Annotated in this window: 29 protein-coding genes; 8 read left to right on the top strand and 21 right to left on the bottom strand. The window is 66.4% G+C overall.

Going from position 1 to position 26,229, the window contains the following annotated elements; all coding sequences use genetic code 11:
- Nucleotides 1-65: 65 nt before the first annotated feature.
- The gene (locus A7X65_RS17865) at nt 66-1,808 is read right to left on the bottom strand and encodes an outer membrane beta-barrel protein (RefSeq protein WP_063686977.1); all 1,743 of its coding nucleotides are present in this window, start codon (nt 1,806-1,808) and stop codon (nt 66-68) included.
- 191 nt (nt 1,809-1,999) lie between these two features.
- On the opposite strand from A7X65_RS17865, the gene A7X65_RS17860 reads away from it, so the two are divergent.
- On the top strand, nt 2,000-3,007 hold the full coding sequence (locus tag A7X65_RS17860; protein WP_063686975.1) for a KpsF/GutQ family sugar-phosphate isomerase: 1,008 nt from the start codon (nt 2,000-2,002) through the stop codon (nt 3,005-3,007).
- A 169-nt stretch (nt 3,008-3,176) separates the two neighbouring features.
- Here the strand turns inward: A7X65_RS17860 and A7X65_RS17855 are convergent, their stop codons facing one another.
- Nucleotides 3,177-3,728: a carboxymuconolactone decarboxylase family protein gene (locus A7X65_RS17855; RefSeq protein WP_082884971.1), complete on the bottom strand. Its 552-nt coding sequence runs from the start codon at nt 3,726-3,728 to the stop codon at nt 3,177-3,179.
- A gap of 71 nt (nt 3,729-3,799) precedes the next feature.
- Here A7X65_RS17855 and A7X65_RS17850 point away from each other — a divergent pair, with 71 nt between their 5' ends.
- Nucleotides 3,800-4,129 (top strand): winged helix-turn-helix transcriptional regulator, encoded by a 330-nt coding sequence (locus A7X65_RS17850; RefSeq protein WP_063686973.1) that lies wholly within the window; start codon nt 3,800-3,802, stop codon nt 4,127-4,129.
- 152 nt (nt 4,130-4,281) lie between these two features.
- On the opposite strand, the gene A7X65_RS17845 is transcribed toward A7X65_RS17850, so the two are convergent.
- The 5 genes from A7X65_RS17845 to hemH all read right to left on the bottom strand — a co-directional run bounded on the left by A7X65_RS17845 (nt 4,282) and on the right by hemH (nt 8,636).
- The gene (locus A7X65_RS17845) at nt 4,282-4,725 is read right to left on the bottom strand and encodes an NfeD family protein (protein WP_063686971.1); all 444 of its coding nucleotides are present in this window, start codon (nt 4,723-4,725) and stop codon (nt 4,282-4,284) included.
- A 49-nt stretch (nt 4,726-4,774) separates the two neighbouring features.
- Nucleotides 4,775-5,779 carry an SPFH domain-containing protein gene (locus A7X65_RS17840; RefSeq protein WP_063686969.1) on the bottom strand — a complete coding sequence of 335 codons (1,005 nt, stop codon included), beginning with the start codon at nt 5,777-5,779 and terminating at the stop codon, nt 4,775-4,777.
- Between the two features lie 201 nt (nt 5,780-5,980).
- On the bottom strand, nt 5,981-6,508 hold the full coding sequence (locus A7X65_RS17835; protein WP_245323586.1) for a hypothetical protein: 528 nt from the start codon (nt 6,506-6,508) through the stop codon (nt 5,981-5,983).
- 117 nt (nt 6,509-6,625) lie between these two features.
- Complete coding sequence (locus A7X65_RS17830) at nt 6,626-7,594, bottom strand: ABC transporter substrate-binding protein (protein ID WP_063686965.1); 969 nt, start codon at nt 7,592-7,594, stop codon at nt 6,626-6,628.
- Between the two features lie 4 nt (nt 7,595-7,598).
- The gene (gene hemH, locus A7X65_RS17825) at nt 7,599-8,636 is read right to left on the bottom strand and encodes a ferrochelatase (protein WP_063686963.1); all 1,038 of its coding nucleotides are present in this window, start codon (nt 8,634-8,636) and stop codon (nt 7,599-7,601) included.
- 82 nt (nt 8,637-8,718) lie between these two features.
- On the opposite strand from hemH, the gene A7X65_RS17820 reads away from it, so the two are divergent.
- On the top strand, nt 8,719-9,117 hold the full coding sequence (locus A7X65_RS17820) for an MAPEG family protein (RefSeq protein ID WP_063686960.1): 399 nt from the start codon (nt 8,719-8,721) through the stop codon (nt 9,115-9,117).
- Nucleotides 9,118-9,124: 7 nt separating this feature from the next.
- Here A7X65_RS17820 and A7X65_RS17815 read toward each other — a convergent pair whose 3' ends face one another.
- The 4 genes from A7X65_RS17815 to A7X65_RS17800 form a co-directional block, all read right to left on the bottom strand.
- Nucleotides 9,125-9,562 (bottom strand): acyl-CoA thioesterase, encoded by a 438-nt coding sequence (locus tag A7X65_RS17815; RefSeq protein WP_063687772.1) that lies wholly within the window; start codon nt 9,560-9,562, stop codon nt 9,125-9,127.
- Nucleotides 9,563-9,804: 242 nt separating this feature from the next.
- Nucleotides 9,805-10,950: a nickel/cobalt transporter gene (locus tag A7X65_RS17810; protein ID WP_063686958.1), complete on the bottom strand. Its 1,146-nt coding sequence runs from the start codon at nt 10,948-10,950 to the stop codon at nt 9,805-9,807.
- Complete coding sequence (locus A7X65_RS17805) at nt 10,941-11,579, bottom strand: DUF1007 family protein (protein WP_063686956.1); 639 nt, start codon at nt 11,577-11,579, stop codon at nt 10,941-10,943. Before A7X65_RS17805 ends, A7X65_RS17810 begins: the two co-directional genes overlap by 10 nt.
- Nucleotides 11,579-13,660, bottom strand: a complete 2,082-nt coding sequence (locus A7X65_RS17800) for a M3 family metallopeptidase (RefSeq protein WP_063686954.1) — start codon at nt 13,658-13,660, stop codon at nt 11,579-11,581. Before A7X65_RS17800 ends, A7X65_RS17805 begins: the two co-directional genes overlap by 1 nt.
- Nucleotides 13,661-13,795: 135 nt before the next feature.
- On the opposite strand from A7X65_RS17800, the gene A7X65_RS17795 reads away from it, so the two are divergent.
- The 5 genes from A7X65_RS17795 (at nt 13,796) to A7X65_RS17775 (ending at nt 18,604) form a co-directional block, all read left to right on the top strand.
- On the top strand, nt 13,796-14,050 hold the full coding sequence (locus tag A7X65_RS17795; RefSeq protein WP_063686952.1) for a hypothetical protein: 255 nt from the start codon (nt 13,796-13,798) through the stop codon (nt 14,048-14,050).
- A gap of 675 nt (nt 14,051-14,725) precedes the next feature.
- Complete coding sequence (locus A7X65_RS17790) at nt 14,726-15,868, top strand: type III PLP-dependent enzyme (RefSeq protein ID WP_063686950.1); 1,143 nt, start codon at nt 14,726-14,728, stop codon at nt 15,866-15,868.
- Nucleotides 15,869-15,995: 127 nt separating this feature from the next.
- Complete coding sequence (locus tag A7X65_RS17785; protein WP_063686948.1) at nt 15,996-16,583, top strand: GNAT family N-acetyltransferase; 588 nt, start codon at nt 15,996-15,998, stop codon at nt 16,581-16,583.
- Between the two features lie 148 nt (nt 16,584-16,731).
- Entirely contained in the window at nt 16,732-17,121 is a 390-nt protein-coding gene (locus A7X65_RS17780; RefSeq protein ID WP_063687770.1) for a RidA family protein, read from the top strand.
- Between the two features lie 40 nt (nt 17,122-17,161).
- On the top strand, nt 17,162-18,604 hold the full coding sequence (locus A7X65_RS17775; RefSeq protein ID WP_063686946.1) for a homospermidine synthase: 1,443 nt from the start codon (nt 17,162-17,164) through the stop codon (nt 18,602-18,604).
- 150 nt (nt 18,605-18,754) lie between these two features.
- Here the strand turns inward: A7X65_RS17775 and A7X65_RS42650 are convergent, their stop codons facing one another.
- The 10 genes from A7X65_RS42650 to A7X65_RS17725 form a co-directional block, all read right to left on the bottom strand.
- The gene (locus A7X65_RS42650) at nt 18,755-19,087 is read right to left on the bottom strand and encodes a hypothetical protein (protein ID WP_063687768.1); all 333 of its coding nucleotides are present in this window, start codon (nt 19,085-19,087) and stop codon (nt 18,755-18,757) included.
- A gap of 100 nt (nt 19,088-19,187) precedes the next feature.
- Nucleotides 19,188-19,904, bottom strand: coding sequence for an MgtC/SapB family protein (locus A7X65_RS17765; RefSeq protein ID WP_063686944.1), 717 nt, complete (start codon nt 19,902-19,904; stop codon nt 19,188-19,190).
- 30 nt (nt 19,905-19,934) lie between these two features.
- Nucleotides 19,935-20,954, bottom strand: coding sequence for a WD40 repeat domain-containing protein (locus tag A7X65_RS17760; RefSeq protein ID WP_063686942.1), 1,020 nt, complete (start codon nt 20,952-20,954; stop codon nt 19,935-19,937).
- Nucleotides 20,954-22,006 (bottom strand): CobW family GTP-binding protein, encoded by a 1,053-nt coding sequence (locus tag A7X65_RS17755; protein ID WP_063686940.1) that lies wholly within the window; start codon nt 22,004-22,006, stop codon nt 20,954-20,956. The genes A7X65_RS17760 and A7X65_RS17755 overlap by 1 nt, the downstream gene beginning before the upstream one ends.
- 56 nt (nt 22,007-22,062) lie before the next feature.
- Complete coding sequence (locus A7X65_RS17750; protein ID WP_063686938.1) at nt 22,063-22,926, bottom strand: metal ABC transporter solute-binding protein, Zn/Mn family; 864 nt, start codon at nt 22,924-22,926, stop codon at nt 22,063-22,065.
- Nucleotides 22,927-22,928: 2 nt separating this feature from the next.
- Nucleotides 22,929-23,798: a metal ABC transporter permease gene (locus A7X65_RS17745; RefSeq protein WP_063686936.1), complete on the bottom strand. Its 870-nt coding sequence runs from the start codon at nt 23,796-23,798 to the stop codon at nt 22,929-22,931.
- 6 nt (nt 23,799-23,804) lie between these two features.
- Nucleotides 23,805-24,557 carry a metal ABC transporter ATP-binding protein gene (locus A7X65_RS17740; protein WP_063686933.1) on the bottom strand — a complete coding sequence of 251 codons (753 nt, stop codon included), beginning with the start codon at nt 24,555-24,557 and terminating at the stop codon, nt 23,805-23,807.
- 2 nt (nt 24,558-24,559) lie between these two features.
- Nucleotides 24,560-24,802 carry a hypothetical protein gene (locus A7X65_RS17735; protein WP_063686931.1) on the bottom strand — a complete coding sequence of 81 codons (243 nt, stop codon included), beginning with the start codon at nt 24,800-24,802 and terminating at the stop codon, nt 24,560-24,562.
- A gap of 135 nt (nt 24,803-24,937) precedes the next feature.
- On the bottom strand, nt 24,938-25,438 hold the full coding sequence (locus tag A7X65_RS17730; protein WP_063686929.1) for a hypothetical protein: 501 nt from the start codon (nt 25,436-25,438) through the stop codon (nt 24,938-24,940).
- Nucleotides 25,435-26,046: a permease gene (locus A7X65_RS17725; protein ID WP_082884970.1), complete on the bottom strand. Its 612-nt coding sequence runs from the start codon at nt 26,044-26,046 to the stop codon at nt 25,435-25,437. The genes A7X65_RS17730 and A7X65_RS17725 overlap by 4 nt, the downstream gene beginning before the upstream one ends.
- Nucleotides 26,047-26,229: the final 183 nt, after the last annotated feature.

Genomic DNA, 26,229 nt, shown 5'->3' with positions numbered 1-26,229 from the left:
GGGTCCTGGCTTTCGCCAGGACGACAGCTGAGGCCATGGCTACGCCGTGCCCGCTGACCGCCCCCTCAGTTCTGCAGCCTCACCCCCAGCATCACCACCGTCCCCTGCGAGCTCGACGCCGACTGGTTCGAATCCAGGATGTCGTGGCGCAGCGTACCCTTGATCCAGATGTTGCGGTTGAGCTTGTAGATCAGATTGCCTTCGAGCGAGTAGGTTTTGTCGTTGCGGCCCTGGTTCTGGTAGTCGTAGGTGCCGTAGGTGAACTTGCCGACCGCGGTGAGCCAGCGGCGGAAGTCGTGATCGACTTCGACGCCGTAGGTGTGCACCAGCACGCCGGAGGAGTTGGGGACGGTGGTCTCGTTGATCTGCGTGTCGGTGGCCAATTTCACCGTGGTGAGGCCGCTCGCGTTCCAGATCAGCGAGCCCGAGGTGAGGAAGCCCGCGAGCTGGCTGAGGCGCGGGTCGACATAGTTGCGCGCGGAATAGCCGACCGAGACCTCGCCGGTGAGGATGCGCGAGAATTCGAAGGACGTGCCGACCTTGGCGTAGCCGCCGTCTGAATCGCGCAGGAAGCCGTTGCGGTCGGCGGCCTGGTCGTGGACGCGGGTGTCGCCCTGGATTTCGACGAACGGCTTCAGGCCCGGCTTGAGCTCGTAGGAGAAGCGGCCGACGCCGCCATACTGGTTGAAGTCGCGGTCGTCGTTGCTGAAGGTCGAGCCGTCGGTGAGCTTCGAATTGGTGTAGGCGGTGCGGTCGAAGGTGGCGCCGGCGGCGACCTGGAAGCGGTTGAAGGTCTGGTCGAAGCCGACCGTGGTGCCGTAGGTGGCATAGACAGGATATTTCTGCAGGCCGGCCTGCACGTTGGGGCTGCCGGGATTGTCGGTGGCGAGCCGCAGGCGGAGCTGCGAGGTCAGCTTGAGATCGCGATTGACGTCGAGGCGGCCATCGACATGGCCGGTGAAATCGGGGCGATCGATCTCGACCGGCGACGGCGAGGCAAAGCCGTCAATCGTCGCCGGCATGTTGTTGGTGTAGCCCGAGAACGAGCCGCGCAAATCCGCGACCAGCGCGTGGCGCTCCCAATCGGACTGGACGAGAAGGTCCGGCGCGACGACGTAGACCGGCGATCCCACGGGCTTGTTGAGGCGCGCCGGGTTGGTGTCGTAGCCGGCGGAGAGCTCGAGCCCGCCCTTGATCAGGAAGCTGCCGGCGTAGTCGCCGACCGCGCCGAACGCGTCGTCATCGGCCTTGAGGCGACGGCGCAGCGGCTGGCCGGGCACGTTGCCGGCCATCGCCGGCGGCACCGGCGGCTTGTGCGCGGTCTCCGACGGCGGCGGCGCGATGCGCGGCGGGCCCAGCGTCCTGACCGGCGTTGCCGGCGGCGGCGCCGAGCCGGGGCCGAGCGGACGCTTCGGCTTGGCCTGGCCGGGATAGAACTTGGGCTGCTGCCGCTTGCGGTTCAGCGAGTCGTAGCCGGAGCCGCTGGCGCCATTGGCGGCGGGCAGGCCGTAGGTCGGCACCTGGCCGACGCGCGAGGTCGCGGGCGCCTGCTGGCCCTTGCGCGGATCGGCACCGGGATCGGGCAGCGTCGGCAGCGCATCCGACGGCGCCTGCGGCACGCCCGCCGTGCGGCGCGTGGGCAGCGTGTCGGGCGCGGCGAAGCCGCCGCGGTTGGGATTGAACAGGTCTGGCGTGATGCTCTGGGCCGCCACTGGGGCGCTTCCAAGGGACGTCAGCGCAAGGCACGGCAAAGCGGCGCGCAGGAACTGCGCGCGTTTGCTCCGGCCGGTGCCTGGAGACGACCTCAAGGTGGAATAACTCCAACGAAATCAAACACTTTCGCGATTGTCCCCGCCGAGCGGCGGGAACCATCGTTAATGGAGTTAAAACAATTATGGTTAATGACCGGTTGAGGGCATTGGGGCGCGCGTCGCCTCGCTGGCCGGGGCGTGCTAGAGAGGCGCCAACGGGCGAACGCCCCTCCTCCCTGGACCTCAATATGCCGAGTTCGAAACCGCTGATGACCAAATCATCCGGCTCCATCCCCGACAGCGTCGAATCCGCGCTCCGCACGCTGGAGACGGAGAGCAGCGGCATCAACGCCCTCGCCGCCGCGCTGCGCGGCCCGCTCGGCGAGACCTTCGCCAAGGCCGTCGACCTGATCCACAACGCCAAAGGCCGCGTCATCGTCACCGGGCTCGGCAAGTCCGGGCACATGGCGCGCAAGATCGCGGCGACGCTGGCCTCGACCGGCACGCCCGCTTTCTTCGTCCACACCGCGGAAGCCGCCCATGGCGACCTCGGCATGATCACCAAGGACGACGTCATCATGGCGCTGTCCTGGTCCGGCGAGCAGCCGGAGATGAAGACGCTGGTGAACTATTCGGCGCGCTTTGCGATTCCGATGATCGCGGTGACGTCGAACGCGTCGTCCTCGCTGGGACAGGCCGCCGACATCGTGATCGAGCTGCCCAAGGCCCGCGAGGCCTGCCCGCACAATCTGGCGCCGACCACCTCGACCATGATGCAGGTCGCGATCGGCGATGCCATCGCGATCGCGCTGCTCGAGGGCCGCGGCTTCACCGCGCTGGAGTTCGCGCATTTCCATCCCGGCGGCAAGCTGGGCGCGATGCTGAAATTCGTGCGCGACTACATGCGCACCGGCGCCGAGATCCCGGTCAAGCCCCTGGGCACCAAGATGTCGGACGCCGTGGTCGAGATGTCGGCCAAGGGCCTCGGCTGCGTCTGCATCGTCAACGACGCGGGCGAAGCCGTCGGCATCATCACCGACGGCGATCTGCGCCGCCATATGCGGCCCGACCTTCTGACGGCGACGGTCGACGAGATCATGACGAAGCAGCCGAAGTCCGTGCCGCCCTCGATGCTGGCGACCGAGATGATCGAGGTGCTGAACACCAGCAAGATCACCACGCTGCTGGTGACCGACGCGGGCAAGGTGGCGGGCATCGTGCACCTGCACGATCTGCTGCGGGCGGGCGTGGCGTAGGGCCAGGCACGCTCTCTCCGCCGTCATCCCCGGGGGCGATGCGCAGCACTCTGGAAGACCCTCACCCTGAGGAGCGCGCTCTTCGCGCGTCTCGAAGGGCGAGGCCACCAGCCGGGCCTTCATCCTTCGAGACGCGCGTTCCGCGCTCCTCAGGATGAGGAATTGAAAGCTACACCGGAAACCGCGCCGCGTTCTCCTCTAGCGGCAGCCGCAGCCCGTTCGCCAGATACGACACCGTACGATAGAAGCCGCACAGCAGCATGATCTCCAGGATCTGCGCCGCGTCGTAATGCGCCGAGAGCACGGCGAACTCGGCATCGGAGAACGTCGCGCGCGCGTGCAGCGCGTCGACGCCTGCGATCAGCGCCTGCTCGGCCGGCGACCAGCAGGCCGAATTCGCATCGCCCTGCACAGTGGCCCGGGCTTCCTCATCGGTAAGCTTCGCCGGCCCGGCAAAGATCGCGACATGCACGCCCCATTCGTATTCGCACCGGTTCAGCGCACAGGTGCGGTCGATGACGATCTCGCGCTGGCGCAGCGACAACGGCCCCGGGTCAAGCAGCCCGCCGGCGCGGAACTTGTCCCAGGCGCGGTTATGGCCCGCCATCACCCGGAACAGCAGCAGCGGCGGCGCGCCGCGCATGATGCGATCGAACTGAGCCTGGATCTCCGGGGGATAAGGCGGGGCGAGTGGCGCAATGCGCGGCATGGCCTCGGACATCGGCCGTCTCCTTTGCTACACTTATCGTAGCAACAAGCTACATTATTTGTAGCACGGCGCAAGAGGCGACGATGGCGAAACAGGTCGGCCCGGCAAGACAAGGCGTCCGCGGCTCACGCACCGGGCGGCCGGTCATGGTGCTGCTCGACCTGCTCGGCCGGCGCTGGGCCTTGCGGATTCTCTGGGAATTGCGTGATGCGCCCCTCACCTCGCGCGCGCTGCGCACCGCATGCGACGAAGCCTCGCCCACGGTGCTGCAAGCGCGGCTGACGGAGCTGCGCGAGGCCGGCTTCGTGGAGCTTGGCGACGGCGGAGGCTACGGGCTGACGGCGCTGGGGCGAGAATTGTGCGAGACGTTCATGCCGCTGCACCGGTTTGCGGAGCGATGGAGGAAGAGTTGAGATCGGTGTTCTCCCTCTCCCCGTTCTTGCGGGGAGAGGGTTGGGGTGAGGGGCCTCTCTCCACACGTGTGATCGTCGTGAGACCTGTACCCCCTCACCCGGATCGCAAGAGCGATCCGACCTCTCCCCGCAAGCGGGGAGAGGTAAGAAGGCTACGCCGCCGCGACCGTCAGATTGGCGCCGTCGACCTGCACCACCTTCACCTTCGTCCCCGCCGGCGTGTCCGGCCCTGCGACGCGCCAGACCGTGTCGCCGATGCGCACCGTGCCGGAGCCGTCGATGATCGGCTTCTCCAGCGTGAACTCGCGCCCGAGCAGTGCTTCGGTGCGCTTGTTCAGGAACGGGCTCGCGCTTTCATCAAGCTTCGGCCGCGCGAGGCGGCGCCACACCGGCACGGCGGCTGCCGCGAACACCGCGAACATCACGAGCTGGATCTGCCAGGACAGATGGACACCGAACGAGATCAGGCCCACCAGCAATGCCGCGAGCCCGAGCCAGAACAGAAACACGCCCGGTGCGATCGTCTCCAGCGCCATCAGGATGAAGCCGAAGATCAGCCAGTTCCAGGTGCCGAGCGATACGAACATGTCGGTCATGACACGACCTCTCTGAAATGGCGCATGCCCTGAGGGCGTGCGCCGATCATTATCCCTGCCGCGGGGGCACTGCCGGCGGCGTGGGGCTGGACGGCGGCACCGAGCCGGGACGGCGAGCGGCGGCGGCCGCGGATGCCGCGCTCTCGCCGAACGTGGCCTTCGCGATCTCGCCGATGCCGGCGAGCGAGCCGAGCATCGAAGTGGCTTCCATCGGCAGCATGATGATCTTCTGGTTCGGCGCCTCGGCGAACTGGCCGAACGCCTTGATATACTTGTCCGCGATGAAATAGTTCAGCGCGGCGACGTCGCCCTTGCCGATGGCTTCGGACACCGCAAGCGTCGCCTTGGCCTCGGCTTCGGCCAGGCGCTCGCGCGCCTCGGCGTCGCGGAAGGCGGCCTCGCGGCGGCCTTCGGCCTGGAGGATCTGGCCCTGCTTGGCGCCCTCGGCGCGCAGGATCTCCGACTGGCGCTGGCCTTCGGCGGCGAGGATGTCGGCGCGCTTGACGCGCTCGGCCTTCATCTGCCGGCCCATGGCCTCGACGAGGTCGGCCGGCGGCACGATGTCCTTGATCTCGATGCGGTTGACCTTGACGCCCCAGGGCGAGACCGCGGCGTCGACGACGCGGAGCAGGCGCTCGTTGATCTCGTCGCGATGCGACAGCACCTGGTCGAGATCCATCGAGCCCATCACCGAGCGGATGTTGGTCATGGTCAAAACCGTGATCGCCTGATTGAGGTTGGCGACCTCGTAGCTCGCCTTGGCCGCGTCGAACACCTGGAAGAAGGCGACGCCGTCCACCGTCACGGTGGCGTTGTCCTTGGTGATCACCTCCTGCTCGGGGATGTCGATCACCTGCTCCATCATGTTGATCTTGCGCCCGACGCGATCGAAATAGGGCACGATCAGATTGAGCCCGGGGCTCAGCGTCTGGGTGTATTTGCCGAACCGCTCGATGGTCCAGTCATAGCCCTGCGGCACCGTCTTCACGCCGGCAATCAGCGTGACGATGACGAGCAAGACAAGAACAATCGCGAAAATGTCGAAACCGCTCATAGCTCCTCCAAGGCGGAAAGAAAGCCGGGAAAAGGCCCTTTCCGGCGCTGTCATTGGTCGGGATCACGACCCTACCGGTTCAGCGCTCGCAATTCACGTCGGTTTGCAGCGATAATTCCGCAAGCACGGCGGGGGATGAATTTATTTGAACCGGCGGCACTGCGGCCATTGAAAAGCGGCGCCGCCCACCCCACCGCCGGCCTAGTTGGACCAGCCGAAATTGACCGGCTTCAACCCGGCGAGCTCGGGCCGCTCCCTGCGCAGCTTCGCCAGCTGGGCGGCGGTCGGCCTGGTCTCGAAATTGCGCGGCTGCCCCGGAAAGACGGTCGCCACGTAATACAGGCCGGGCGAGACGATATCGATCTTCGGCGTGCGCACCGGCACGAATCCCGACGCCACGCCGTTCGGGAGATAGGTGCCCGGGCGGCCCGTCGTCGTGTAGTTCTGCAGCTCGAGGCCGGTCGTTCCGACCGCGACGGGAATGGCGACAAATCCGTCCGGAGCAAGGGTGATCCCACGCGCATTGATTGCCGGAAAGCCGCTGTGAACGAACTGAAGATAGTTGATCGTCTCGCTGCCGCCGTTTCCGACCAGCAGGATGGCCGCATCGCCCTTGACGGAGCTGCCGGCCCGCACCGCGTCCGGATACATGGTGGACGCAACATCGCCGGTCGTATTGCAGCCTGCGAGCGCGCAGGCCGCGACAACGACAAATACCCATCTCCGCATTGACCGAAACCCGCCGCCTTGTGCCGTCCGCCGCCGCCACCGAATGGCGACGGACTCCCCACGCCACTATGTCAGACCGCTGCGGCCTGCTCCAGAAGGAGAGGTGCGGCAGCGCGGTTATTCAACCACGGAGTTGGCGATCGCCAGCAGCGAGGGCGAGATCACCAGGTCCAGCGACTTGGCCGTCTTCAGGTTGACCGCGAGCTCGAACTTGGTGGGGTTCTGAACCGGGAGGTCGGCCGCCTGCGCGCCCTTCAGGATGCGGTCGATGTAGGAAGCCGCGCGACGGATCTGCTCGGCGCTGTCGGTGCTGTAGGACATCAGCCCGCCCTCCTCGACGAAGGTGCGGCTCCAGAACACCGCCGGCAGGCGCGCCTGCGCGATCGCCGCCAGCAGCTGCGCGCGGTTGGCCATGGTGAAGAAGTCCGGCAGGACCAGGAAGCCGCCGTCCTTGCGCGAGGCCAGCGCCGCGATCGCAGCGGCATCCTGCACCGGCGCGGGCTCGACGGCGACGTGAAGCGTCCGTGCGGCGTCCTCGATCGTGCGCAGCATCAGGGGCGCGAACGGCGCGGTGGCGGGATTGTAGACGACAAAGACGCGCGACACCTTTGGCGTGACCTGCGTCAGCATCTCCAGCCATTTGCCGGCCAGCGGGCCGTCGTAATCGGTGAAGCCGGTGACGTTGCCGCCGGGATGGGCGAGGTTTTTGACGAAGCCCTGGCTGACGGGGTCGGTAACGATCGCGAACACGATCGGGATCGTCGCGGTGCGACGGCGCAGCTCCTCGACCGAGGGCGTGCCGACCGCGAGCAGGATGTCGGGCTTGAGCGCGATCAGCTCGTCGGCGAGCGCCGCGATCCGCACGCGGTCGCCGGCGCCGCTGCGCCAATCGATCCTGAGATTATCGTGCTCCTTTAGGCCATGGGCCGCGAGCGCCTCGACCAGGATCGCACTGCGGGTCTGGCCGACGGTATCGTCGGCGGCCGTGACCGAGAGCACGCCGAGCCGGCGCGCCGGCTGCTGCGCCAGCACCGGCGACGGCAGCGCCGCGACCATCCCAAGTATCAGGAGCTCGCGGCGGTTCACGTGTCTATATCCAGCCCTGGAGTTCGCGCAGCACCAGGGAGCGGATGACATCCATGCCGGGTCCACTGTCGTTCAGGCACGGGATCGCGGAAAACTCTTCGCCGCCATTGTGCTTGAAGATCTCGGCGTTCTCCTGCGCGATCTCCTCCAGCGTCTCGAGGCAATCGGCCGAGAAGCCCGGCGTCACCACCGCGATGCGGCGCACGCCCTCCTTGGCGAGCCGCTCCATGGTCTTGTCCGTATAGGGCTGTAGCCACTCGTCGTTGCCGAAACGCGACTGGAAGGTCAGCAGCAGCTTCGTCTCGTCCATGCCGAGCCGGCGGCGCAGCGCTTCGGTCGTGGCGATGCAGTGCTGCTGATAGGGATCGCCCTTGTCGACATAGGATTTCGGCATGCCGTGGAAGGAGGCGACGATCAGCTCCGGCTTGAAGGGGAGCGTCGAAAGATGCGTCTCGATCGAGACCGCGAGCGCCTCGATATAGGCCTCGTCCTCGTAGTAAGGCGGCGTCACCCGCAGCGTCGGCTGGTTGCGCAGCTGCGCGAGCACGCGGAACACCTCGTCGCAGACGGTCGCCGAGGTCGAAGCGGAATATTGCGGATAGAGCGGCACCGCGAGGATGCGCTCGCAGCCCTTGGCGATCAGCGCGTCGATGCCCGACTTGATCGATGGATTGCCGTAACGCATCGCCCAGTCCACCACGACGTTGCCGCGATCCGACAGGGCGGCCGCCAGCTTGTCGGCTTGCGAGCGCGTGATGGTCTTCAGCGGCGACTCGTTCCGCTCGGTGTTCCAGATCTTGCGGTAGTCGAGCGCCTTGGTGCGGGGACGGCTGCGCAGGATGATGCCGTTCAGCACCAGCTTCCAGATCAGGCCCTGGTCCTCGATGACGCGGGCGTCCGAGAGGAACTCCTTCAGATAGACCCGGACGCCGGGAGCGTCGGCCGTATCGGGCGTGCCGAGGTTGACCAGGAGCACGCCGGCGCGCGGCAGGCCGGATCGGGCGGCCGGTTTCGCAGTCTCGAGGGGGACGACGCTGTTCATGGCTGGTTGGGTCGCGCGTTGGTCCGAACTTGTCAAGATGAGGGCGGTTTCGCTAGGGTCGCACCCAAGCGGGGGAGGAACGATGACGCTCGCGGAATGGTGCGTATTCGGGGCGCTGCTGCTCTACCTGTCTACGATCGCCTCAATCAAATGGATCGGGTTTCGCCGCTTCGACAATTCCCGGCCGCGCGATCCCGCCTTCTATGAGGACGCCCTCGCACAGCGCGCGCTGGGCGCCCACCAGAACGGCATCGAGACCTTCCCGTTCTTCGCCTTCGCCGTGCTGCTCGCCGAATTCAGGGATTCGCCGCAGCGGCTGATCGACGAGCTCGCGGCGCTGTTCCTGATCGTGCGGATCGCCTATGTGCTGACCTATCTCGGCAACCGCCCGACGCTGCGCTCGATCCTCTGGAGCATCGGCCTTGCGATCAATCTCGGGATCTTCTTCATGCCGATGCTGAAGCGGTTCTTGCCGGTGTGAGGCGGCCTCATGCCGACAGATGACGTTCCCGTGTCGCGATCAGCTTCCGGATCGACGCCGGTATTGCGACCGGACGATGGGTCTGCTGGTTGGTGTAGACCCACACGATCTCGCCGGTCACCAGCGCGTCCACTCCGCTCTTCAGGAAAATGGCGAGTTCGAAGGTGAGGCTCGAATTGCCGATCCGCGCCACGCGCGCGCCGACGTCGAGCTCCCAGTCGAACCTGACAGGCGCCTTGTATTCGATGACAGACTTGACGACGTGGAAATCGATGCCGCTCGCCTGGGCATCCGCATACTGGTCAAAGCCCAGCGCGCGGAAATACTCGGTGATCGTGGTGTCGAAGTAGGTCAGGTAATGCGCATTGAAGACGACGCCCTGGCCGTCGATCTCGGAATAGCGCACCCGAAACGGGTGAAAGAACCAGAACTGTTCGCGCGACATCGAGCCTCCGAGGCGTTCCTTGTTGATTTTGACCGCCTGAATAGCCGAGCGGAAGGAGGTTCGCAAAGCGCGCCGTTGCCCGGATTATGCACCTCTCGTGTCCCGGACGCGGTGCAGCGTACTCGCTGCTCCGCAGAGCCGGGACCCGGAAGGCTACAGGCCACCGTACGGAGAGATGGGCCCCGGCTCAGCAGTGCACCGTCGAAGAGACGCTGCGCTGCGTCCGGGGCACGAGAGCCCGGCTAGAAACACGTCGTCCGCTCTGCCGCGATGTAGCCGAACAGGAGGCCGACGCCGAACAGCAGCACGAGGGCGGCGGCGCCGAACTCGATGCCGCGCATGAACAGCGCGCCGCCGCCGTCGCGGCCGGCGCTCAGGCGAGCGGCGATGTCCTTGGCGGAGACGGCGACGACCGCGATCGCGGCGACCGTGATCGCGGTGCCGAGCCCCATCAGGAAGGTGGCGGCGACGCCGGCCCAGAACAGGCCCTGGGCGAGCGCGAACACCAGCACCAGGATCGCACCCGAGCAGGGCCGGATGCCGACGGTCAGGATCGCAGCAAAGCCTCGCCGCCAGCCGCCGGGTCCGGCGAGCTCGCTCGGGGTCGGCCCATGGGAGTGGCCGCAATGCTCGTCATGGACGTGGTCATGCCCGTGGTCGTCATGGGCGTGGGTATGGTGATCATGGGCATGGGCATGATCGTGGTGATGATGATCGTGCCCGTGATGATCATGCGCATCGTGCTGATGGTGATGACCGTGATCGTGGTCGTGCGGCACGCCCGCCATCGCCGGCACCGGCTGGGTCGCCTGCAGCGCGCGGATGAAGGTGCGGCCCTTGACCCAGACGAGGCGAAGGCCGAACAGCGCGATCAGGGCGTAGCTTGCGATCTCGATCATTCCTTCCGCCTTGCACATGGTCTTGGCGGTCGCATTCAGGATCCAGGCCGAGATGCCGACGATGAGGATCGCCACCAGCGACTGCATTAGCGCCGAGGCAAAGGACAGCGCGATGCCGCGCCGCGCGGTCTCGCGATTGGCGACGAGATAGGAGGCGATCACCGCCTTGCCGTGGCCGGGGCCGGCCGCGTGGAAGATGCCGTAGGCAAACGAGATGAACAGCAGCGTCCACACCGCCGAGCCGTCGGACTTGGCGGCGCGGATGGTCGACGACATCTGGCGATAGAATTCCGACTGCTTGGCCAGCAGCCAGCCGATGAGCCCGCTGGCCTCGGGCTGGGACGCCTGCGCCGCCTTCGGCGCGCCGAAGGGATTTTGCGCGAGGAGATCGTGAAGCGCGGCATCCGCCACGCCGACGACGAGGAGAACGGCGGCGCAGGCAAGCAGCCCGCGCGCAAGCGGAGATTGGAGACGACCGATCAAGGGCAATCCACCGTGATCTTGTTGGCGAACATCATGCCGAAATTGCTGTTCTCGCCGTTCAGGAAGGTCTGCTCATTGAGCTTCTGGGCGGTGGCCGAGCCGTCGCTGGGACGGTCGAGCTTCATCTGGCAGCCTGCGGGCGCGCCGACCAGCTTGACCGGATTGTCCTTGGCCATCTGGAAGTCGATGAAGTAGGAGCGGTCGAACACTTCGAGCATCAATTGCTTCGGCTTGACCGGATTCTTCAGCGGCAGCGTGAAGTGCAGGGTCAGCACCGTGTCCTTGTAGTCGAGGAAATAGTCGACCGGCTCCTGAAATCGCTCCTTCTTGCCGTCCGCTCGCGCGAAGGTGAAGTAGGCATATTCCTTCAGCGACTCGACATTGGTCTGCGCCAGCGGCCCGAGCTCCTCGCGCGTATAGGCGCCCTTGGTCTTGCTCTCGAGCCCCTGCACCGCATAGGCCGAGAACATGTCGTCAAAGGTCCAGGAATGGCGCACACCGGTGATGCTGCCGTCGGCGGCGTAGAGCAATTCGCTGGTCGCGGTGATCCAGACATGCGGATGCGCGCTCGCCGCACCCGCGACGAGCGTCATGGCTGCGGCGAGCAGCAGGCCGAACAGGACGCGCATGCCCATCAGGCGGCCTTGGCGTCGTCGAGCAGGCCGCGGCGGCGGAGCAGCGCGTCGGGCTCGGGCGGGCGGCCGCGGAAGGCCTCGTAGGCGGCTTCCGGATCGACCGATCCGCCGCTCGAATAGATGTCGTCGTGCAGGCGCTTGGCCACCGCAGGATCGAAGATGTTGCCGGCCTCCTCGAACGCGCCGAAGGCGTCGGCGTCCATCACCTCCGACCACATGTAGCTGTAATAGCCGGCGGCATAGTGATCGCCGGTGAAGATATGGCCGAACTGCGTGGGCCGGTGGCGCAGCGCGATCTCCTCTGGCATGCCGATCTTCTCCAGCTCCTTCTTCTCGAAGGCGCGAACGTCCTGCGCGGCGGCGGCCGGCTGGGTGTGGAATTCGAGATCGACCAGCGCCGAGGAGACGAACTCGACCGTGGCAAAGCCCTGGTTGAACTTTCGCGCGGCGAGGAAGCGCTGCAGCAGGTCGTCGGGCAGCGGCTCGCCGGTCTGGTAGTGGCGGGCGAACTGCTGCAGCACCTCGGGCCGCTCCTGCCAGTGCTCGTAAAGCTGGGACGGCAGCTCGACGAAATCGGTGAAGACGGAGGTGCCCGACAGCGACGGATAGGTCACGTTGGAGAGCATGCCGTGCAGGCCGTGGCCGAACTCGTGGAACAGGGTGCGGGCATCGTCGGGCGACAGCAGCGCAGGCTCGCCCTCGGCGCCCCTGGCGAAGTTGCAGATGTTGAGGACCAGCGGCGCGACGTCGCCGTCGAGCTTCTGCTGGTCGCGCAGCGAGGTCATCCAGGCGCCGGAGCGCTTCGACGGGCGGGCGAAGTAGTCGCCGTAGAACAGCGCCTTGTGCTTGCCGTCCGGCCCCTTCATCTCCCAGACCCGGACGTCCGGATGCCAGACCGGGACGTCCTTGCGCTCCTCGAAGGTGACGCCGAACAGGCGCGTGGCACAATCGAAGGCGGCGGCGATCATGTGGTCGAGGCCGAGATAGGGCTTGATCGCGGTATCGTCAAAATTGGCGCGCTGCAGGCGCAGCTTCTCGGCATAGAAGCGCCAGTCCCAGGGAGCCAGCTTGAAATTGCCGCGCTCTTCCGTGATCAGCGCCTGCATCTCGTCGCGGTCGGCCAGCGCCCGGGCGCGCGCCGGCTTCCAGACCCGCTCCAACAGGCTCCGGACCGCATCCGGTGTCTTGGCCATGGAATCCTCGAGCCGGTAGGCTGCGTAGGTCGGGTAGCCCAGCAGGTTGGCGCTCTCCTCCCGCAGCTTCAGGATCTCGCCGATGGTCGTGTTGTTGTCGTTGGCATTGCCGTTGTCGCCGCGCGCGATGAAGGCCTTGTAGACCTTCTCGCGCAGATCGCGCCGCGCCGAGCTCTTCAGGAAGGTCTCGACCGAGGAGCGCGACAGCGTGACGATGGCCGTGCCGGCCATGCCGCGCTCTTCGGCCGCAGCCCTGGCGGCGGCGACGAAGCTCTCGGGCAGGCCCTGCCGGTCGGCCTCACCGAGCTCCATGAACCATTCCTGCTCGTCGCCGAGCAGATGATGGCTGAAGCCGGTGCCGAGCTGGGCCAGCCGCTCGTTGATCTCGGCCATCCGGGTCTTGGCTTCCTCCGAGAGGCCGGCGCCGGCGCGGTGGAAGCGGGTGTAGGTGCGCTCCAGCAGGCGAAGCTGCTCGGGCGAAAGACCGAGATTGGTGCGGTTCTCGTGCAGCTGGGCGATGCGGCCAAACAGCACGGCGTTCATCATGATCGGATTCCAGTGCCGCGCCATCCGCAAGGAGACGTCCTTGTCGATCTCCAGGATGGCCGGGTTGGAATGCGCCGAGACGAGGTCGTAGAACACCGCCGCGACCTTGCTCAGCAGCTTGCCGGAGCGCTCCAGCGCCGTGATGGTGTTGGCGAAGTCGGCCGCGGCGGGATCGTTGGTGATCGCCGCGATCTCGGCGGAATGGTCGGCGAAGGCCTGCTCGAAGGCCGGGAGGAAGTGCTCCGGCGCGATCTCGTCGAAGGGCGGGGTGGCAAACGGCGTCACCCAGGCCTTCAGCAGCGGATTGATCCCGGAGTCCGTAGTTTGGCGGGGTTCTGACATCGCAAGTCCCGATTTTTGAGCTGGTTTGTTGCGACAAGCTATAGCACGCGATCGGGCTTTTTTGGGCCATTTGGCCTTGCTCCCGCCCGCCTTTTCGGGGAGATTGCGGCCCTCCAAGACAGGACCCCCGAGCTCATGAACGCGCCTTCCCAGTCCTCCCGCCAGATCGTCTGGCCCAGCGTCATCACCGTCATCAGCGCCGCCATCCTGATCGGCGCCGAGGTGTTCGGCGCGGCCTTCGCCGGCGGCTGGGCGCTCGCGATCCTGTTCGGACTCGGCGATCAAGGCGCGCACATCCTGCAGGCCGTGCTGTTCGCACTCGGCGTGCTGGTGATGACCGCGTTCGTCCGCGCAGCTCAGCGCATCGAGCCCTTCACCAAGCGCGGCTGACGCGTCTCGCGCGCGAGAGACGCGCGCGGCACAGCGAAAACTTAACGCGCGTTCATCTTCCGCGTCGCTCGCGCAACACTGCGCAAGCAGACGTTAGGCAATTCTGTTCTCAGCCTAAAAAAATTCTTGCGAAGCAGGGTCAAAACGCTTATGTGCGGTCTTGCCCAATTTCGCACGTGCCTGTGGTCGTGTGTCAGTCGGTAGGTATCCGGACAAGAGGCCGGACAGCCGCCAAGGGGTGAAGAAGCCGAGGGGCTCTTCGGAAGTGCGGAAGTCGGAAGGCTCATAGCCGGAAGACTGAAGGCAAACCCGAAGCGTCCAGCATCTCTCTCAAAGAGATGCCTAGTCGAAGGTGACTTCGCTCTTTGCAACCGTGACTGGCAGCCGGAGGCGAACCGGCGCACCCCGCTCTCAACGGGGGACGCGACTTAAAGCAACGACGGATCGGGCTTTTTTGGTCTCTACCGGCATTCCAACGCCGGCGCGGGCTACTGAAAAGGCTTGTCCTTCATTGCCAGGTGTGCGGGCGGGAAGCTCTCCCAACCAATCCACGGCAGCACAGTCTGGTTTGAGTATTTTGGCATCAACGCGCCTCCATCGCGCGGTGTGGCCAGAGCGCTCTTATCCGACGTCACGTTGATGCGGACCCCGTCGCTGGGGCCGCTGGAGAGTGCAATGACCGAACGTATCCAGGAATTCCTGCGCAATCGCCGCAAGGATGGTCTCGACACCGAGCCGTGCCTCGTCGTCGACCTCGAGGTCGTGCGCGACAATTACCAGACCTTCGCCAAGGCGCTGCCCGACAGCCGCGTGTTCTATGCCGTCAAGGCGAACCCGGCGCCGGAAGTGCTGGCGCTGCTGGCCTCCATGGGCTCCTGCTTCGACACCGCGACCGTCGCCGAGATCGAGATGGCGCTGGCTGCCGGAGCTACGCCCGACCGCATCTCCTTCGGCAACACGATCAAGAAGGAGCGCGACATCGCGCGCGCCTTCGCGCTCGGCATCCGCCTGTTCGCGGTGGACTGCGCCGCCGAGGTCGAGAAGGTCGCCCGTGCCGCCCCCGGCGCGAAGGTGTTCTGCCGCATCCTCTATGACTGCGCCGGCGCCGAGTGGCCGCTGTCACGCAAGTTCGGCTGCGACCCGGAGATGGCCGTCGAAGTGCTCGACGTCGCCAAGCGCCTGGGCCTGGAGCCGTGCGGCATCTCCTTCCATGTCGGCTCGCAGCAGCGCAAGGTGAAGGCGTGGGACCGTGCGCTGGCGATGGCCTCGCAGGTATTCCGCGACTGCGCCGAGCGCGGCATCAACCTCACCATGGTCAACATGGGCGGCGGCTTCCCGACCAAGTACCTGAAGGACGTGCCGCCGGTCGTGACCTACGGCCGCTCGATCTTCCGCGCGCTGCGCAAGCACTTTGGCAACCAGATTCCGGAGACCATCATCGAGCCGGGCCGCGGCATGGTGGGCAATGCCGGCATCATCGAATCCGAGGTCGTGCTCATCTCGAAGAAGAGCGACGAGGACGAGGTGCGCTGGGTCTATCTGGACATCGGCAAGTTCGGCGGTCTCGCCGAGACCATGGACGAGTCGATCCGTTACGCCATCCGCACCCGTCACGACGGCGCGGACATGACGCCGTGCGTGCTCGCAGGTCCGACCTGCGACAGCGCCGACGTGCTGTACGAGAAGAACCCGTATCCGCTCCCCGTCACGCTCGAGATCGGCGACAAGGTGCTGATCGAAGGCACCGGGGCCTATACGTCGACCTACTCGTCGGTGGCGTTCAACGGCATCCCGCCGCTGAAGACCTACCACATCTGATCCGCCTCCTGGTCTGAGGCCTGACGAACCCGGAGCCGGCTTGCCGGCTCCTCCCTGACATTTCGATCTGACGACGCCTTGAACCGGCGTGCCTTGCGCACGCCGCTCAAGCGGGGACTGACGTGCCATGACTGCTCCTCGGAAGCCACAAGTCGCCCTCACCTCGAAAGCCGCTCCGTTCGCGATCCGTGCGGAACGTGCTGGAGACGTCGCGATGCGTGAGGCGCTGCTCGATGCCTGCTTTGGCGAGACCCGCCACGGCCGCACCTGCCAGCGCCTGCGCGACGGACGTGCGCCCGCCACAGGCCTTGCCCTGTCGGCGATGCGCGAGGGCAAGCTCGTGGGAACCGTGCGGCTGTGGCATGTCAGCGCCGGAGGCAGGCCCGCTTTGGTCCTCGGACCACTGGCGGTGGACCCTGCCTGCCGCGAGCTCGGGATCGGCGCCGCGCTGATGAATCAAGCGCTGGCGGCCGCCCGGGCGCGCGGGCATGACGCCGTGATCCTGCTCGGCGATGCCCCCTATTACGCCCGCTTCGGCTTCTCGGCCGAGAAGACCGCCGGGCTCTCGCTGCCCGGCCCGTTCGAGCGCGACCGCCTGCTGGCGGTCGAATTCCAGGCCGGCAGCCTCGACGGCGCCGAGGGGATGATCGTCCCGACCGGCGCCGCCCTGCCCAAACGGAGGTCGGTTCGCGGCCTCCAAGCGCACGCGGCCTGAGGGATCGCTTTCGTAGCGAAGACCGACAACCGCATTGAGCGGCAACGCCCGGCCGCGCCTGCGCCGAACCCTTTCCTTGGGGGTTGCGCAGGCGGCGGAAACGCCCTTTAACCCCGCGAAACACCCCCTTCAGTCGAGGCCCATGACCATGTCCCGTCGCCTGATCTCCACCGGCTCCCCGCTCGAGAAGTCCGTCGGCTACAGCCGCGCCGTGATCGACGGCGATTTCGCCTTCGTTGCGGGAACCACCGGCTACGACTACACGACGATGACGATGCCGGCCGATGTCACGAGCCAGTCACGCAACTGCTTCAAGACCATCGCAGCCGCCCTGAAGGAGGGCGGATTCGAGATGGCCGATATCGTCCGTGCGACCTACTACGTCACCGACGCGAGCTACATCGACGCCCACTTCGCCGTCTGCGGCGAAGTCCTCGGTGACATCCGGCCGGCGGCGACGTTGCTGGTCGTCAGCGGGCTCGCCAAGCCCGAGATGAAGGTCGAGATCGAAGTCACCGCCAAGCGCCGCAGCGCCTGATCCACCCCTCACTGCCAGCACTTTCCGGAGAATCTATCCTATGAGCGCCCCCTCGCAGATCTACGCGAAGATCACCGGCCCGATCGTCATGGTCGGCTTCGGCTCCATCGGCAAGGGCACCTTGCCGATGATCGAGCGGCACCTCGATTACGACAAGTCGCGCGTCACCGTGATCGACCCCAAGGACGAGGGCCGCAAGGCGCATTGCGAAAAGCAGAACGTGCGCTTCATCCAGAAGGCCGTGACGAAAGACAATTATCGGGAGTTGCTGACCCCGCTGCTCACCGAAGGCGGCGGCCAGGGCTTCTGCGTCAATCTCTCGGTCGACACCGGCTCGACCGACATCATGGAGCTCTGCAACGAGCTCGGCGCGCTCTATATCGACACCGTCAACGAGCCCTGGCTCGGCTTCTATTTCGATGCCTCGAAGGGCCCGGAAGCCCGTTCCAACTACGCGCTGCGCGAAGTGACGCTGGCCGCCAAGCGGGCGCGCCCGACGGGCTCGACCACGGCCGTCTCCTGCTGCGGCGCCAATCCCGGCATGGTCTCCTTCTTCGTCAAGCAGGCGCTGCTCAACGTCGCCGCCGATCTGAAGCTCAATGCTCCCCGTCCCAAGACCAAGGCCGAATGGGCGGACCTGATGCGGCAGGCCGGCATCAAGGGCATCCACATCGCCGAACGCGACACCCAGCGCTCGAAGACGCCGAAAGAGCCCGACGTGTTCGTCAACACCTGGTCGGTGGAAGGCTTCCTGTCGGAAGGCGTGCAGCCCTCCGAGCTCGGCTGGGGCACCCACGAGAAGTGGATGCCGGAGAATGCGAAGACCCATGAAGCCGGATGCGGCGCGGCCATCTACCTGATGCAGCCCGGCGCCAACACGCGCGTGCGCACCTGGTGCCCGACCCGCGGCGCGCAGTACGGCTTCCTCGTCACCCACAACGAGTCGATCTCGATCTCCGATTACTTCACGGTGCGCGATGCATCCGGCAAGGCGGTCTACCGGCCGACCTGCCACTATGCCTACCACCCGGCCGACGACGCCGTGCTGTCGCTGCACGAGATGTTCGGCCGCGCCGCCAAGATGCAGGAGAAGCACCACATCCTCGACGAGAACGAGATCGTCGACGGCATCGACGAGCTTGGCGTGCTGCTGTTCGGCCACGACAACAACGCCTATTGGTACGGCTCGCAGCTCTCCATCGAGGAAACCCGAGCGCTCGCGCCCTATCAGAACGCCACCGGCCTGCAGGTGACCTCCGCCGTGCTCGGCGGCATGGTGTGGGCGCTGGAGAACCCGAAGGAGGGCATCGTCGAAGCCGACGAGATGGACTTCGATCGCCTGCTGGAAATCCAGCTGCCGTATCTCGGCCCGGTGAAGGGTTTCTACACCGACTGGACGCCGCTGACGGATCGTCCGGGACTGTTCCCGGAGGATATCGACACGTCTGATCCCTGGCAGTTCAAGAATATCCTGGTGCGGTAATCACTGCCGTCATGCCCGGGCTTGTCCCGGGCATCCACGGAGTTGCTAAGCGCTACGCCAAGAACGTGGATGGCCGGGACATAGGCGAGCGGAAGCGACGCCGTCCTTCGGACGGCTATGCCCGGCCATGACGCAGTAACGAAGATCCCGCTACTTCTTCTCGATCGGCGGCGCGATCTTCTCGGCCGGCGCCGGAGGCAAGGCCGGCTTGGTCGCCGCGCCCTGGGTCTGCGGATCCGGGCGTGCGGGCTCGGGCGCCGGCGTGGTCGGCCGGTCACCGCCGGGCTTGGCTTCGGCGGGCACCTTGCTCTGCTCGTCGGACGGCGTGCCCTGGAGCGGCTGCGTCCCCTGCGCCAGCTCCATCCGGCTTTCGGCCCGGATCTGAGCCAGCGACATCACCGACACGACAACGCCTGCCGCGAACAGCGAGCCGGCAATCGTCAAATCGAGCTTCAATCTGCGCTTGTCATCTGGGCCGGGCATGTCGATCACCGCCTTTGTCTGCGGGATCAACGAAACCAGGGCGCGCCGGTTCCGGGGCCCTACAAGCAGGAACCGCCCCTTTGCGCGCCAAAAGGCCGCGCTACTCCGTCGTGCTGACTTCCCACGTCGCATGCCGCACGCCCGGCAAATGCTGCAGGTCGGTCGCCACCGCGTTCAGTTCGTTCGGGTCGACGGCGGTCGCGACCAGCTTGGCGACGATTTCGAGATTCTCCTCGCCGATCTCGGCAACCTCGATATCGGCGACCGGGTATTTGGCGGCCTCGAGCTTGTCGACGAGACGGTCGCGCATGTCCGGAAGGGCATCGGTCGCCACCGCGAGCTTGAAGTAATAGGTCGCCTCGAGCGCCTTCTCGTTCAGCGGGATGCGGTTGATGGCGTTGACCAGCGGGCGCAGCATGGTGTTGCCGGCGATGACGAACACGGTCAGCATCGCGGCCTGGGCGACGAGGTCGGCGCCGGCACAGGAGCCGACCGCAGCAGAGGCCCACAGCGTCGCCGCGGTGTTGAGCCCGCGCACGTCCATGCCCTGCTTCATGATGACGCCGGCGCCGAGGAAGCCGATGCCTGAGACGACATAGGCGATCACCCGCACCGCGCCGTCGGCGCCGGTCAGATGCATGGCGAGGTCGACGAAGGCGGCCGCGCCCACCGCGACCAGCACGTTGGTGCGCAGGCCCGCGGTGCGCTGGCGATATTGCCGCTCGGCGCCGATCAGCGTGCCCAGCACGAAGGCCGTGGTCAGGCTGACCAGCGTGTCCGCGAAATCGGCAAGCTGGAAGGTCGTGAGAAACCGCATGATCCCCTATACGGCGGGAACCATGACGAATTAAAGCTCCAGCAGGCCGCCGTCCCCATTTTCGTCGGCGAAGGCCAGCAGCGTGCCCTTGGCATTCCAGGCGATCGCAGCCGCCGGCGGGGTGCCGTTGCGGCGGACCAGGATCTCCGCGCCGTCCTCCAGCCGCACCATCAGCACGGTGCCGTCGCTGTAGCCGCAGGCCAGGATGTCGTTCTTGGGATGGCAGGCGACCACCGAGACGCGCGCCTGCAGCGGCGCGAGCATGGCGGGCTCCTTGCCCATCGGGCCGTCCTTGCTGGCGAACGGCCAGATGATGACGGTGTCGGCGCCCGAGGTCGCGAGGCCCTTGCCGCCCGCGCTCCAGGACATCGAACGGACGCGGCCGGGATAGCCGGTCATGCGCATGTGCCGGTTGTCGGCGAGGCGCCAGCCGTGCAGCGCCGGCTCGTGCATCGCGGTGACCAGGAATTTGTTGTCGGGGCTGAAGGTGACCGCGTGATGCGAGCCGGCCCAGGGCAGGAATTCGGCCGAGCCTTCCATGTTCGGAAACCACAGCGTGGCGCCGTTGTAATGGGCGATCGCGAGCCGCAGGCCCTTCGGCGCGAAGGCAAGACCGCCGACGGTCGAGGGCACCTCGAGCGACTTCTCCTCGTTCTTGCCGCTCTTGACGGTCGCGACCTTGCCGGCCGACCAGGCGAAGGCGCCGTCGGCGTGCAGCGCCACCGCGTCGATCCAGCGCCGCTTCGGGTCGGTGGCGAGCAGTGTCACCTCGCCCTTGGCGTCGAGCGAGACGACCTTGCCGTCGTCGCCGCCCATCACGATGCGCTTGCCGTCGGAGGCGGTGGAGAGAATGCCGCCGCCATGCACGGCGACCGTGGTGATCTCGCCCTGTGCGTCGACGAACTTGACGTTCTCCTCACCGCCGACGAAGGCGGCGCGATCCCTGAGGAAATGCACCGAGGTCACGGCCATGCCGAGCGCGACCGGCTTGACGCGGTCGGTGACGGAGACGATCGAGGCGGAATCGGGGGCCGGCGTAAACTCTTTCATCACGAGACGATGCAGCTCTCGAAGCCTTCGCGAATGGCCTTTTCCGGCAATTCGCGGCCGATGAAGACGAGGCGGCTTTCGCGCGGCTCGCCCTCCTTCCACTTCCGCTGGTGGTTGCCCTCCAGCATCATGTGGACGCCCTGGAAGACGTAGCGGTCGTCGTCGTCGTGGAAGGCGAGAATGCCCTTGGAGCGCAGGATCTTGCCGCCCTCGACCTGCACGAGGTTCTGCAGCCAGGGCATGAACACGTTGGGATCCAGCGGCTTGTCGGTCTTGAGCGACAGCGACTGCATGTCCTCGTCGTGATAGTGCTTCAGGCCGTGACCATGATCATGGTGATGATGGTCGTGGCCGTGATGATGGTGGTGATCATGGTCGTGGTCATGATCGTCGCCGGCTTCGAGGAAGTCGGGCTCGATGTCGAGGATGCGGTCCAGATCGAACGCGCCGCGGTCGAGCACGTCGGCCAACGCGACCGAGCAGCGCTCGGTGCGGTGCAGCTTCGCATAGGGGTTGATGCCGCGGATGCGGGCCTCGACCTCGGCGAGCTCGCCCTTGTTGACGAGATCGGTCTTGTTCAGGACGATGACGTCGGCGAAGGCGATCTGGTTCTTGGCCTCGGGCGCGTCCTTGAGTCGGTCGGACAGCCATTTGGCGTCGGCGACGGTGACGACCGCGTCGAGTCGGGCGTTCTTCTGCACGTCCTCGTCGACGAAGAAGGTCTGGGCGACCGGCGCGGGATCGGCAAGGCCGGTGGTCTCGACGATGATGGCATCGAACTTGCCCTTGCGCTTCATCAGGCCGTCCATGATGCGGACGAGGTCGCCGCGCACGGTGCAGCAGATGCAGCCGTTGTTCATCTCGAACACTTCCTCATCGGCGCCGATGATGAGGTCGTTGTCGATGCCGATCTCGCCGAACTCGTTGACGATGACGGCGTATTTCTTGCCGTGGTTCTCGGACAGGATACGGTTGAGCAGCGTGGTCTTGCCGGCACCGAGATAGCCGGTCAGCACGGTCACGGGAATTTTCTGGGAGGTCGCTTCAGACATAACAACTCCGACTTCGGGCTTTTTCCGCGCGACGCGAGGCGGGGTGGCCCCCTGCCCTAATGGTCAAGCGCGCTGGTCAGGGCCTTTATATTGTGCCTGACCATGTCAATGTAAGTGGGTGCAGGCCCCTTTTCGCCGGTCAAACCGTCCGAAATCAGGGTCCCGCCGACCTTTGCCCCGGTCTCGGCCGCGATCCGCCGGATCAGGCGGTCATCGCTGATATTTTCCAGAAATACCGCCGGGATTTTTTGGGCCTTGATCTGGCCGATGATGGCGGCGATGTCCCGGGCGCTGGGCTCGGTTTCCGTGGAGACGCCCAGGGGGGCGACGAACTGGATGCCGTATTCGGCGGCGAAATAGCCGAAGGCGTCGTGGGTGGAGATCACCTTGCGCCGCTCGGGCGGGATCTTGCCGACGGTCTCGCGGACCTCGCGGTCCAGCGTTTCGAGCTTTTCCAGATAGGCCCTGGCCTGGGCGCGGAAGAACTCCGCGTCATCGGGATCGGCCGCGGCCAGCGCATCGGCGATATCGGTCACGTAGATCCTGGCATTGGGGACCGACTGCCAGGCATGGGGATCTGCGGTCGAGCCGAGCTTCAGCGGCGCAATGCCAGCGCTCGCGGTGACCACCTGCGCCTTGCTCCCTGCGGACTGCACGAGGCGCGGCAGCCAGCCCTCGAGCCCAAGCCCGTTGACGACGACGAGCTTCGCCTCCGCGATCCGCTTCGCATCGCCCGGCGCCGGCGTGTAGACATGGACGTCGCTGTCGGGGCCGACCAGCGTGGTCAGGTTGACGCGATCGCCGCCGACGTTGCGGACGAAATCGGCAAGGATCGAGAAGCTCGCGACGACGTTGAGCCGCTCGGCGGCGTGCAGCGGCGAGGCGACGATCAGCAAGGCGAGGAGCAGGAGGACGCGCATCGTCACGCTTCCAGATGCCGGCCGGGAAACAATTGCCGGACGATGCCGCCGACGCGGCCGAACAGCACGGAGACGATGTAGAGCACGGTCGCGACCAGGATGATCGCAGGCCCCGAGGGAATGCGGGTCTGGAACGACAGCACGAGTCCGGCATAGCCGGAGATTGCGGCCGCGACGACGGCGATGCAGATCATCGCGGTGAGATCGCGCGACCAGAACCGCGCGATGCCCGCGGGCAGGATCATGAGGCCGACCGCCAGCAGCGTGCCCAGTGCCTGGAAGCCGTTGACGAGGTTGATGACGACCAGCGCCAGGAAGGCGAGATGCGCAGGGCCTCCGGCCCGGCTCACGGTGCGCAGGAACAGGGGATCGACGCTCTCGATCACCAGCGGGCGGTAGATCACCGCAAGCACCAGCAGCGTCACGGTGGCGTTGAAGGCGACCACCAGCAGCGTCTGATCGTCCATCGCGAGGATGTTGCCGAACAGCACGTGCAGGAGGTCGATATTGGTGCCCTTGATCGAGACGATGGTGACCCCGAGCGCCAGTGACGCCAGATAGAAGGTCGCGAGCGAGGCATCCTCCTTCAGCCCGGTCGAGCGCGCGACCACGCCGGCGAGGATCGCGACCGCAAAGCCTGCGATCAGGCCGCCGGCGGTCATCGCGAACAAATTGAGGCCGGAGAGCAGGAAGCCGATCGCGGCGCCGGGCAGGATCGCATGTGCCATGGCGTCGCCGACGAGGCTCATCCGCCGCAGCATCAGAAACACGCCGATCGGCGCGCCGGCCAGCGACAGCGCGATCACGGCGGCGAGCGCGCGCCGCATGAACTCGAATTCGGTGAACGGGCCGATCAGCGCGTCATAGACCATCTGTGATCACGCCGCCTGCGAGCGCCCATCTTCGCCACAGGCCGCGGCGGTGTCGTCGAAAGCCTCGCACATCCGCATCGCGACCATCAAATTCTCCGGCGTCAGCACCTCCGCCGTCGGTCCCCAGGCGACGGGGCCGCGCGCCAGCACCAGCGTCTCGGTGAAATGGGTGCGCACCATCTCCATGTCGTGCAGCGCGGCAAGCACGGTGCGGCCCTCGCCGTGCCAGTGCTTCACCAGCGCGAGCAGATCGGTGGTGGTCTTGCTGTCGATGGCGTTGAAGGGCTCATCGAGCACGATCAGGCTGGCATCCTGGAGCAGCACGCGCGCGAACAGCACGCGCTGCATCTGGCCGCCGGAGAGCGTGCCAATCGGGCGGTTCTCGAAACCGTTGAGGCCGACGGATGCGATGGCGCGGAGGATCTTCGCGCGCGCGGCCTTGCCGATGCCGCCGAACAGGCCGGCCTCGCGCCACAGCCCGGTGCCGACGAAATCGAACACCGAGATCGGGAAGCTGCGGTCGATCTCCGCGCTCTGCGGCAGATAGGCGATATCGCGGGCGTCCAGCCCGCCGAGATGGATGCTGCCGTCGAGCGGCCGGAGGATGCCGACGATGCCGCGCAATAGCGTCGACTTGCCGGCGCCGTTGGGGCCGATCACGGCGACCAGCGCGCCGCGCGCGATCTCGCCGCTGAGATGATGCACGGCCGGATGCCGGTCATAGCCGAGCGTGACGTTGTGGAAATGCAGCGCCGCCATCCTCATCTCATCGCCAGGAAGACCACGCCCCAGAGCACGGCGCAGACGGCGAGCGCGGCCGCGAGGCGGCCGGCCATGGTCATGCGCAGGATCGACCAGGGCGCCGCCTGGGCCGGATGCGGCGAGGCCGCGTCATGGACATGGGCGTGGGTGTGGTCGTGCCCATGCGAATGCCCGTGGTCATGAGAATGGCCATGGGCATGGGCATGGTCGTGATGATGGGCGTGGGACGCGGCGGGAACCATCTGGGAACGTTATATTATAACATTACCCCTGTCCACGACCCAGCTGTCATTCCGGGGCGGCGAAGCCGAACCCCGGATTCCGGGTTCGATGCTTCGCATCGCCCCGGAATGACGTGCCAGGACGCCACGCCGGGGTCACGGCTTCCCGATCACCATGGCGATGGCGGCTGCCACGAACGGGAACGGCACCGAGACGGCGCAGCGGAACCAGACGAAACGGGCCGGCATGAACGGGATTTCCCACAAAATCACCCGCTGGAAGGCAAACAGGGCCCAGGCGACGACATAGGCGACCACCTGGGGCACGCCCCCGCCGGACTTGAGCGCCACGGTGCCGATGGAGAAGCCGATCACCGGGCCTCCGGGCGTGGCCGCGCCGGCAACCACGGCGGTGGCCACCCCGAGCCAGCCGCTGTCCGGGCCGAGCCAGCCGGTGATCACCTCCTGCGGGATGATGGCAGCGATGTAGCCGGAGCCGATCACGCCCAGCGCGATCCGCGGCACGATGTTGACGAAATCCATCGAGCCTTCGCGCAGCGAGGCCTTGAACACCGGAGGTCCGCGGCGAAAGGCGATCAGGCCGACGCCGAAGACGGAGCCCCACAGCAGGATGTCGATCAGAAGCGCTGCGCTCAACTCTCGTCGTCCTTCGCGAGCGGCTTCGGATAAAGCCGGACATAGACGAAGCGGCCGAGCGCGCCCGCGAGCACCGGCAGCGGCAGCGAGATCAGGATCCGCCACAGCGTGAAATCGGTGCCCATGATCGGGATTTCCCAGGCCACCGCCCGGCCGTAGCCGATCAGGGTCCAGCTCACGACCATGGCGATGGTGGCGCCGAAATCGGCGCCGACCGCGAGCAGCGCGCTCGCCACGGGATAGGCGGTGAAGGGCCCGCCCGGCAGGATCGCGCCGAAGGCAGCGCCGATCAGAAGCCCCTTCAGGCCGGATTTCGGCCCGAGCGAGCGCGAGACCTTTTCGTGCGGCAGGATCTCGGAGATGAAGGCGCCGAGCAGGCAGCCCGCCAGCACGCGCGGCAGGATGCCCGAGAACAGCGAGAGGTCGTGGGTCAGGATGTCGAGCACGCCATCGGTGCCGTCGCGCCGCCAGACCAGCGCCGCGCTCACCGCCACCAGGGCCGCGATGATGATCGTCGACCAGCCGATCGGCTTGCGCACGCGCCCCGGCCGCGGCTCGGACTCCGCGTCCTCTGCAGGCGCAGGACTTTTCAAGGGAGGTTCTGACAACGGGCTTGGTCGGCTCGAGGGTGATGCCCGTCCTGATTAAGGGCGGCGTTCCCCCGATGCAAACGGAACGATGGCAGACCAGTGCGCGCGTCGCGCAGGGCAATTCCGCACAGCAAAAAGGCGGCCGCTGCTGCGACCGCCTTTGTCTATTCTGTCATTCCGGGGCGATGCGCGGCATCGAAC

The organism is Bradyrhizobium stylosanthis (assembly GCF_001641335.1).
In the GTDB taxonomy this organism is placed as follows: domain Bacteria; phylum Pseudomonadota; class Alphaproteobacteria; order Rhizobiales; family Xanthobacteraceae; genus Bradyrhizobium; species Bradyrhizobium stylosanthis.
The sequence above is the reverse complement of the archived record's forward strand: the minus strand, read 5'-3'. Positions and strand labels throughout refer to the sequence as shown.

Bases quoted from the DNA above. Each gene is read 5' to 3' on its own strand.
- A7X65_RS17860 (WP_063686975.1), top strand. From the start codon at position 2,000: ATGCCGAGTTCGAAACCGCTGATGACCAAATCATCCGGCTCCATCCCC.
- A7X65_RS17855 (WP_082884971.1), bottom strand. From the start codon at position 3,728: ATGTCCGAGGCCATGCCGCGCATTGCGCCACTCGCCCCGCCTTATCCC.
- A7X65_RS17850 (WP_063686973.1), top strand. From the start codon at position 3,800: ATGGCGAAACAGGTCGGCCCGGCAAGACAAGGCGTCCGCGGCTCACGC.
- A7X65_RS17845 (WP_063686971.1), bottom strand. From the start codon at position 4,725: ATGACCGACATGTTCGTATCGCTCGGCACCTGGAACTGGCTGATCTTC.
- A7X65_RS17840 (WP_063686969.1), bottom strand. From the start codon at position 5,779: ATGAGCGGTTTCGACATTTTCGCGATTGTTCTTGTCTTGCTCGTCATC.
- A7X65_RS17835 (WP_245323586.1), bottom strand. From the start codon at position 6,508: ATGCGGAGATGGGTATTTGTCGTTGTCGCGGCCTGCGCGCTCGCAGGC.
- hemH (WP_063686963.1), bottom strand. From the start codon at position 8,636: ATGAACAGCGTCGTCCCCCTCGAGACTGCGAAACCGGCCGCCCGATCC.
- A7X65_RS17820 (WP_063686960.1), top strand. From the start codon at position 8,719: ATGACGCTCGCGGAATGGTGCGTATTCGGGGCGCTGCTGCTCTACCTG.
- A7X65_RS17815 (WP_063687772.1), bottom strand. From the start codon at position 9,562: ATGTCGCGCGAACAGTTCTGGTTCTTTCACCCGTTTCGGGTGCGCTAT.
- A7X65_RS17805 (WP_063686956.1), bottom strand. From the start codon at position 11,579: ATGGGCATGCGCGTCCTGTTCGGCCTGCTGCTCGCCGCAGCCATGACG.
- A7X65_RS17800 (WP_063686954.1), bottom strand. From the start codon at position 13,660: ATGTCAGAACCCCGCCAAACTACGGACTCCGGGATCAATCCGCTGCTG.
- A7X65_RS17795 (WP_063686952.1), top strand. From the start codon at position 13,796: ATGAACGCGCCTTCCCAGTCCTCCCGCCAGATCGTCTGGCCCAGCGTC.
- A7X65_RS17790 (WP_063686950.1), top strand. From the start codon at position 14,726: ATGACCGAACGTATCCAGGAATTCCTGCGCAATCGCCGCAAGGATGGT.
- A7X65_RS17785 (WP_063686948.1), top strand. From the start codon at position 15,996: ATGACTGCTCCTCGGAAGCCACAAGTCGCCCTCACCTCGAAAGCCGCT.
- A7X65_RS17780 (WP_063687770.1), top strand. From the start codon at position 16,732: ATGTCCCGTCGCCTGATCTCCACCGGCTCCCCGCTCGAGAAGTCCGTC.
- A7X65_RS17775 (WP_063686946.1), top strand. From the start codon at position 17,162: ATGAGCGCCCCCTCGCAGATCTACGCGAAGATCACCGGCCCGATCGTC.
- A7X65_RS42650 (WP_063687768.1), bottom strand. From the start codon at position 19,087: ATGCCCGGCCCAGATGACAAGCGCAGATTGAAGCTCGATTTGACGATT.
- A7X65_RS17765 (WP_063686944.1), bottom strand. From the start codon at position 19,904: ATGCGGTTTCTCACGACCTTCCAGCTTGCCGATTTCGCGGACACGCTG.
- A7X65_RS17760 (WP_063686942.1), bottom strand. From the start codon at position 20,954: ATGAAAGAGTTTACGCCGGCCCCCGATTCCGCCTCGATCGTCTCCGTC.
- A7X65_RS17755 (WP_063686940.1), bottom strand. From the start codon at position 22,006: ATGTCTGAAGCGACCTCCCAGAAAATTCCCGTGACCGTGCTGACCGGC.
- A7X65_RS17750 (WP_063686938.1), bottom strand. From the start codon at position 22,926: ATGCGCGTCCTCCTGCTCCTCGCCTTGCTGATCGTCGCCTCGCCGCTG.
- A7X65_RS17745 (WP_063686936.1), bottom strand. From the start codon at position 23,798: ATGGTCTATGACGCGCTGATCGGCCCGTTCACCGAATTCGAGTTCATG.
- A7X65_RS17740 (WP_063686933.1), bottom strand. From the start codon at position 24,557: ATGGCGGCGCTGCATTTCCACAACGTCACGCTCGGCTATGACCGGCAT.
- A7X65_RS17735 (WP_063686931.1), bottom strand. From the start codon at position 24,802: ATGGTTCCCGCCGCGTCCCACGCCCATCATCACGACCATGCCCATGCC.